The 6,864-nt window shown below is 34.2% G+C and carries 6 protein-coding genes; 1 reads left to right on the top strand and 5 read right to left on the bottom strand.

Features of this window, described 5'->3' with window-relative positions; genetic code table 11:
- Positions 1 to 476 (bottom strand): hypothetical protein (locus EG2_RS14750; protein WP_156424246.1); only part of this gene is annotated, 476 nt, incomplete at its 3' end.
- Between the two features lie 115 nt (positions 477 to 591).
- Here EG2_RS14750 and EG2_RS14745 point away from each other — a divergent pair.
- Positions 592 to 1,161: a hypothetical protein gene (locus EG2_RS14745; RefSeq protein ID WP_060815223.1), complete on the top strand. Its 570-nt coding sequence runs from the start codon at positions 592 to 594 to the stop codon at positions 1,159 to 1,161.
- 210 nt (positions 1,162 to 1,371) lie between these two features.
- Here EG2_RS14745 and EG2_RS14740 read toward each other — a convergent pair whose 3' ends face one another.
- From EG2_RS14740 to EG2_RS14725, 4 genes are all read right to left on the bottom strand, one after another.
- Positions 1,372 to 1,803 (bottom strand): DUF961 family protein, encoded by a 432-nt coding sequence (locus tag EG2_RS14740; protein WP_060815222.1) that lies wholly within the window; start codon positions 1,801 to 1,803, stop codon positions 1,372 to 1,374.
- Positions 1,803 to 2,153 (bottom strand): hypothetical protein, encoded by a 351-nt coding sequence (locus EG2_RS14735; protein WP_060815221.1) that lies wholly within the window; start codon positions 2,151 to 2,153, stop codon positions 1,803 to 1,805. The genes EG2_RS14740 and EG2_RS14735 overlap by 1 nt, the downstream gene beginning before the upstream one ends.
- A gap of 18 nt (positions 2,154 to 2,171) precedes the next feature.
- On the bottom strand, positions 2,172 to 3,110 hold the full coding sequence (locus EG2_RS14730; protein ID WP_082709576.1) for an LPXTG cell wall anchor domain-containing protein: 939 nt from the start codon (positions 3,108 to 3,110) through the stop codon (positions 2,172 to 2,174).
- A gap of 99 nt (positions 3,111 to 3,209) precedes the next feature.
- Positions 3,210 to 6,803: a SpaA isopeptide-forming pilin-related protein gene (locus EG2_RS14725; protein ID WP_060815219.1), complete on the bottom strand. Its 3,594-nt coding sequence runs from the start codon at positions 6,801 to 6,803 to the stop codon at positions 3,210 to 3,212.
- Positions 6,804 to 6,864: the final 61 nt, after the last annotated feature.

Here is a 6,864-nt window from a genome sequence, read left to right as displayed (position 1 = left end):
TTTTTCTCTCGTTGCTCTTCTACTAAATCACAAAAAAAGGCTTCTTCTAGTTGCCCAGCCATCTCATTAAACCGATCTTGAAAGGGGCCTAAATCTAACGGCAATCGAACATGAATCAAGCCATTTTTATAGTGATAAAAAATTTTAGGATAGTACACCACTTTCCGACGACCATTTTTCAATACTCTTTCAAGAATCAATCGTCGACTATGTACCATCCCTGCTAATTTTCCTTTATGAATCAATCGTTGATAAATATTATAGGACCAAAAATACAAACACATATATGAAAATAGACCAGCTAAACCAAATGCGATTATCCAATAAACACAGCACCATTCCCATGTGATCGTTGTGTAAAAGAGAGAAAAGAATCCACTCATTAGCAACAGAACCGGCAACATAAGATAAAAAATAAATCGTTCAGAGGCATGTTTATGCCTGTTTCGAATACGAGTACCTTTGTATTGAAACATTTATTCTCGTCTCCTTTTTGTCTTTAAAAACTATCAAAAGGTATTTATATGAATTAATGTCCACTTTTTTCTTTATTTATCTTTGTTATAATAAAAAAGAAAGGAGGATACTCACATGCAACATTCTGATATTTCTTCATACTTAAATATTATTTTAATCGCTATCAATATAAGCATAGGGTTATACACATTTAGTACTAATCAAAAATCTAATCGAATAAATCCTATCATTGACCATTTGTTACACAAAGTTTTTATTCCTTTTCAAAACACTATTGGCAAATCTTTATTTAAAGAAGTGGACGACCAAAATATCAATACAATTCATAAAAATCTAACTCTACTATATGATGAAATTCACAATACTGATTTAGAATTTGCTTTGTCCTATACAACTACGTATTATTTACAAAGAATATTAAATTTAGGTATTCCAACTAATGTTAGACAATTCAAAAAATATAATTATGAATATAAAAATTTTTCTCATTACTACTACAAAGACTTAAATAAATTTAGAAGAAAATCTGGACTTCCTCGATACAACAACATGTATAGAATAAACTTTGGGCTTTATAAAAATAAAATATGGGTTTATTCTCGTCATTTTTATTATTATTTATTACTAATAACATCTATTTTTTTCATTGAATTATTAATATATTGGATGAAAAATTTTAATTAAAACTAGTGCCATAAAAATCAGCCAATGCATATACAATACAATACTTAAATAATACAAAATGCGTAAAGGATAAATTATATCTAACCACCATCTAAATCCTAAATAAATCCAAAAATTTACCCAAGCAATGCTGAAAACTAATCTAATTCCCCCATATCGTCTTCTCCTTCCTTATTCAATTCTACAAAAAAGAAAGAGTAGTGGTATTCACTACTCTTTCTTTACATTACCTTTGTTTGGTTCTGTTTTTTCTTTTGCAGAAAGAACATGATTTGAGGTAGCCATTTGAAAAATGTTTTTTCCTGTTTTTTTATAACGAAGCGCAGATACTTTCAAATCATTCTCTGCTCGATTACTCATTGATTCGTGATCAATAGAAATCCAAAAACGAAATTCCACCTCTTCTAATTCCACTACATCGCCAAAACTTAATCCATCCAAATTTGTTTTTGGTGGAAAATTCACCACGAACATTGTTTCTTGGGTAGCACTTGAAAATTCAACTGGACGCTCTTTAATTTCTCCTGTGTTTTCATTATCTTCATACAGCATACGTGGACGTTGTGCCTTGACAAAATAGATTTCTCCTAGTGTTTCTTTTACCAACCCTGGGACAATTCCTTGATCAAATTCTAGTGTCATTAGTTATTTCCTCCTTTTACTTCTACACGATCGACTAACAAATAAAACCTATTACGTGCTATTTTGTTTGTTTCACCGTCATTTCCAATATTTCGTACATCTGCTCGACGAGAAATTCTAGGATTTGCCAGTAACACTTCTGCATTGTATCGCATGGCTTTAGGCGCACCACCGACAGCTACACGCACTTCAATTTCTCCCATCTTTTCAGAGTTCATCTGAAAAATCTCCCACTCTACTTTCTTCATATTTCCTCGACGATCTCGTTCACCTGTCGAGCCAACGTGTTTTTGATTAAAACACTTTCCCAATACTTCTTCCTGACTAATTGCAACATAAGATAAACCCATTTTTATTCTCTCTCCTTACTAAATAGTTTTCTTAAACATATGACGCAAATGACGCCATTGTTTTTTACCATAAAAAATGCCCCCGGTTACTGCTGTTAAAAGAGAACCAAGGATAGTTAAACTAATTTGAAGTTCTTCACCTGTTTTTGGCAATACTTTTGTTTTCCCATCGATTGTTTTGATTTCAATATTGCCGCTAGGTAGTTTTTTTACAGGAATGGATAAATCTTCTACCAAATTCCCTTGATTATCTTGTACAAGTGGTACACCATCTTGTACCCCAACAATCGCTTGACCAGTCGCTACTTGTAAAGGAGTTTCAGGTGTTGGGACATGATTAATTTCTTCTAAATTACTTGTCACAATAGGAATTGATTTTTCGGTACCCGTTCCTTGTACAATTTTTCCATCTGAACTGACTGAAACAGTCATTTCCTTTTCCGATACAGTCTTTATATGATTTTCAGGTGTTAAATTTTTGGGAGCTCCTAAATCATTTTTCTTTTCTGTTTCTTTTGGTGTATCTATTGTAGTAGATGAAGAACTAAAATCGTCTATTTTTGAATCATTATCTACCGAACTAGTTCCCGAATAAGACTCACTTGTAGTTGGTGTAGTATCTTTATCATTCGTTGTTTCTCCAGTAGAAGGCGATACAACTGGTGTTTCATTTTCTGAATTTTCCGTTAGATCAGGAACAACGGGTGTTGTTGGTTCAGTTACTTCTGAAGATATATCCGGATTAACAGGAGTTGGTTGATCCGGAACAGACTCATCTATTTTAGAAATATCTGGAATTGGAATAACAGGTGTTGTTTCTTCTATCACAGGTGGCGTAACTGGTGTAATACCTATTTCATCTGCAAAAACGTTTATTCCACCAGCAAGAACTACGGAACTAAATAAACATGCGAAAAATAGCTTCTTCATTCTCTTTTTCCTTTCTTTTTTCTTCATAAAACGAAGAACATTTCTTATCTTTTCAAATGTTACTTATGCAATAACTTTTTTAAAACCAAACAAGCGATTAGGCATCTAACCGCTTGTTTGTCCTACTTAGTCTTTGACTTTGCGTAACTCGTAAAATGTAAGACCTGCTGCTAAAACAAATAGCACACCAATGATCATCCATAATACAGTATCTTCTGATCCTGTTTTTGGCAACATTGGTACTACTGAAGCTTGTTTCACCTCTTTAAAAGGTTGTGATTTTTCAGGAATTTTTGGTTCCGGTACTTTTGGAACTTCTACAAAATAAACCGTTTGATCTTCTGATTTTAAGTCTACGTTGTGGTTTGCGATTTGTTCAAATCGAACTTCATAATCGTTTTCATCTTTTGGTTCACTTTGGGCTTCTAACCATTCTGCAAAAGATAATCCTTTGCCTGCTAGCTTACGTCCATCTACCAAAAATTCAAATAAGAACTCTAAAGTTGTCTTATCTGCTTTGAAAATTTTTTCAGCACTTGTACCGTCTAATTTCACACCATCAGGTGTAATATAACCTTGTACGAGCACTTTGTACGTTTGACCAACAATTAAGTCGTTCAACTGTACCCATTCTTTCACTTTTTGATTTGGTAAAGCTTGTAATTGTTTTTCGCCGTTTTGACCTGTTGCTTTTGTATGAATCATAGGGTTCACAATACGAACCGTTTGTCCTTTATCGTGAATATCTGTATGAGACGCAACTAAGCGTCCGTCACGATAGATATTTTCAAATACGACTATCTCTTTTCCAGCTAATGCACTAGCATCAAAGACAAAGTCAAGGGAAATCATTCCGTTAGGATTTTTTGCGACAAACACTTTACTTGCGGTAATTTGTTTACCATTTACTAACAACGGTACGTCTTTTCCTGCTGTGATAGATTCTTCCTTATCCATCAAAACACCATTGACGGTATAAGTTTTTCCGATGATTAGATTACTGTATTTTACAGTGTCTGTAATCGTTACTTTTTTCAATGGGGTCACTCTTTGTTGGTTTGTATACTTACCGATAGCTGTAGTACCAATTTTAGGTGGAATCCGTTTGTTTTCCACTTCTAGTGCAATCACTGTACCGTCTTTATCAACCGTTACAGTAAATGGTACGTCTTTATCTAAGACCAGATACCCTGCTAATGGTTTCACTTCTTTAAAGAAGTAATCGCCAACCAATAAGTCTTTCACATTGATTTTACCTTTTTTGTCTGTTTTGAATGTACCAACAAAGGTTGTGCCTGTTTCATCTTTTTTGAATAGGTCAAATTCAACACCAGCAATCGCCGTTTTTTGATCAAAATTCGTACTAGTATCATATTTGAAAACCTCTACGTTGGCTTTCGCTAAACGGTTAGCGAAGTAGATTAATTCAATCGTATTGGTGTCGTCTGTTACTGAAAAGACATAAGGCGTTTTATTTAGAACATATTTTTCAGGTGCTTTGATTTCTCGTAACTCGTAACGATTTTTTCCGTATTTCAATGTATCCGTTGTGACAAAGTACCCTTTCTCGTTTGTTGTAAATATGTCTGAAACCTCTGTATCATTCGGTAATGCCATCGATACATAGCCACCTTTACCATTGTTTGCGTATTTATCCCAAATTTTGAATTGGGTACCAGATAGAGCAATGACTTTCCCTGTTTCTTGATCCACTTTCACCACTTTAAGACGTTGTTCGATTACTTTGTCTTCTAAAACATAATGGAAGGTTTGCCCATTTTCAGAAATTGTGACTTCGAATGGTTCAAACAGTTTATATCCTTCTTTTCCTTTGGTTTCAGAAAGAATGTACGTATCAAAGACAACGGTATTTTTACCAAAAGTAGCGTAACCATCATTATCTGTCACAACTGTTTTCACCACTTTTCCAGTTGTTTTTGACGTCAAAGAGATTTCAATACCAGCTAATTTTGGTTTGTTGTCTGGATTGGTTGAATCGACTAAATCTTTATTTGCGACTTTGACTAAATCAATGGTTCCTTTGATCACTTGATCTTTTGCGATCGTATTGACAGTTTTTCCAGGTTCAACGACGATTTCAATTGCTTCATCAGAAAGTACATAACCTTTTGGTGCTTTGATCTCTTTTAAAACATATTTACCAGGATCAAGATCTTTGATTTCTGCCTGTACCTTGCCATTGATATTTTTCAATGTAATTTCTTTGATTTTCTTCCCATTTGCTTGATACAAGCCATACACTGCATTTTCTAAAGAAGCTGCACCTTGTGCTTTCACACCGGTTTCTGCATCTTCTTTAAAGACACGAATGTTTCCTTGTTTCAAAGTGGTCAAATTGACAACAGAGTCACCAGGTACAAAAGGATTCAGCACCCCAATTGTTTGAGCACCTGGACGACGATACGCTAATGGCACGCCTAATGCTTCAATTTGATTGAAATGAATTTTTGCCTTTTCTGGTGCCTCTTTTGTGATTGTAATCCATACTTCATTATCATGAATAGATACATTAACACCTTTTGGCTTTTGAATGTCTTTTACACGTTGTAGAAAGTCATTGCCACTTTTTACTTTTAACGTTTCGCCAATTTTTACCGTATGTGTTTGATTATGAAAAGTAGCTCTTACATCAAAATTATTAAGCAAACGTTGAATTTCTGCTTTTCGACGATCATAGTCAATACGGATATTTTTAATTGGAATTTTTGTGCCCAAAACTTCCCAAATCATAAATTGTGCCGCAATGTATTGTTCATCGGATTTGTCTTTGCTTGTGACATATCCTAAATAAGAGATCAAGCTTGTTTTTTTTCGTATATTTAAATCTTTCAAATAGTTTTCTAAAGCAGTAGCTGTATAAACTTGACCTTCTGCGGCTGCGACACCAGGTTCAATACAAAATGCTACTTGTCCATTAATCTCAAAACGAACCATGTAATTTAAAGTGAAATTGGGATTATTGGCACTAGAAATAACACCAATATTTTCGCCCCAATCAATTTTCCGACCACCCAAAACTGCTGTATTGGTTGCACGTCGCACCCGTGCACTTCGAGCGGTTTGTGGTACAATCAATGTAACTTCTTTTGAAGAAGTAGAAGAAACAGCTTCTTTTTTTATTTTCTCTTTTTGTGTATCACCTGATTCCTCAACTTTTTTCAATTCAGGTTCATGAGATTCTGTCGAAAGAGCTGTTTTCTCTTCTTTTTCAGAAGAAAGTGAAGTATTAGAATTCATTTCTTCTTTCGTCAATTCAATCGGAGTCGTTGCCTCTTTTGAATCTTCTGATTGAACTGATTCTGTTCCTTCGTTTATTACAGTAGAACAACTTTTTTCTGATGAATTTTCCTTTTCAAAAATTGTTTGAACTTCAGGTGTTTCTATTGGTATTTCTTCTGCCACAACTGGACTATCTCCTGGTTGTTGGCTTTTACCGATGGTTTCATCGAGTACGCTTTTTTCGTTCATTGAAGGTGCTTCTGTTGGTGGAACAAATTCTGTCGATATCTCTTCTTTGGCAGTCTCTTTTGGTAAATCGGATTGTACTTCAACTTCATTTGAAGTAGGAGAAACTTGAGAAACAGTTGTTCCTTGAGTTATTTCTTCTGCTTGTGTTGTCAGTGAGCCTACCCAAAAAAATACTTGACAAAAAGCTGCCAATAAAGCAACTTTCAAGCAAAGCTTTTTGTTTCTTATCATATCAAGAAACCTCCTTTTATAAATTTTTTATAAAAAAAACGTCGATAACTTAATAAGTATC

This window comes from Enterococcus gallinarum NBRC 100675 (genome assembly GCF_001544275.1).
Classification (GTDB): domain Bacteria; phylum Bacillota; class Bacilli; order Lactobacillales; family Enterococcaceae; genus Enterococcus_D; species Enterococcus_D gallinarum.
The sequence above is the reverse complement of the archived record's forward strand: the minus strand, read 5'-3'. Positions and strand labels throughout refer to the sequence as shown.

Excerpts from the sequence above, each read along its gene's own strand:
- EG2_RS14745 (WP_060815223.1), top strand. The coding sequence starts at position 592 with ATGCAACATTCTGATATTTCTTCATACTTAAATATTATTTTAATCGCT.
- EG2_RS14740 (WP_060815222.1), bottom strand. The coding sequence starts at position 1,803 with ATGACACTAGAATTTGATCAAGGAATTGTCCCAGGGTTGGTAAAAGAA.
- EG2_RS14735 (WP_060815221.1), bottom strand. The coding sequence starts at position 2,153 with ATGGGTTTATCTTATGTTGCAATTAGTCAGGAAGAAGTATTGGGAAAG.
- EG2_RS14730 (WP_082709576.1), bottom strand. The coding sequence starts at position 3,110 with ATGAAGAAAAAAGAAAGGAAAAAGAGAATGAAGAAGCTATTTTTCGCA.
- EG2_RS14725 (WP_060815219.1), bottom strand. The coding sequence starts at position 6,803 with ATGATAAGAAACAAAAAGCTTTGCTTGAAAGTTGCTTTATTGGCAGCT.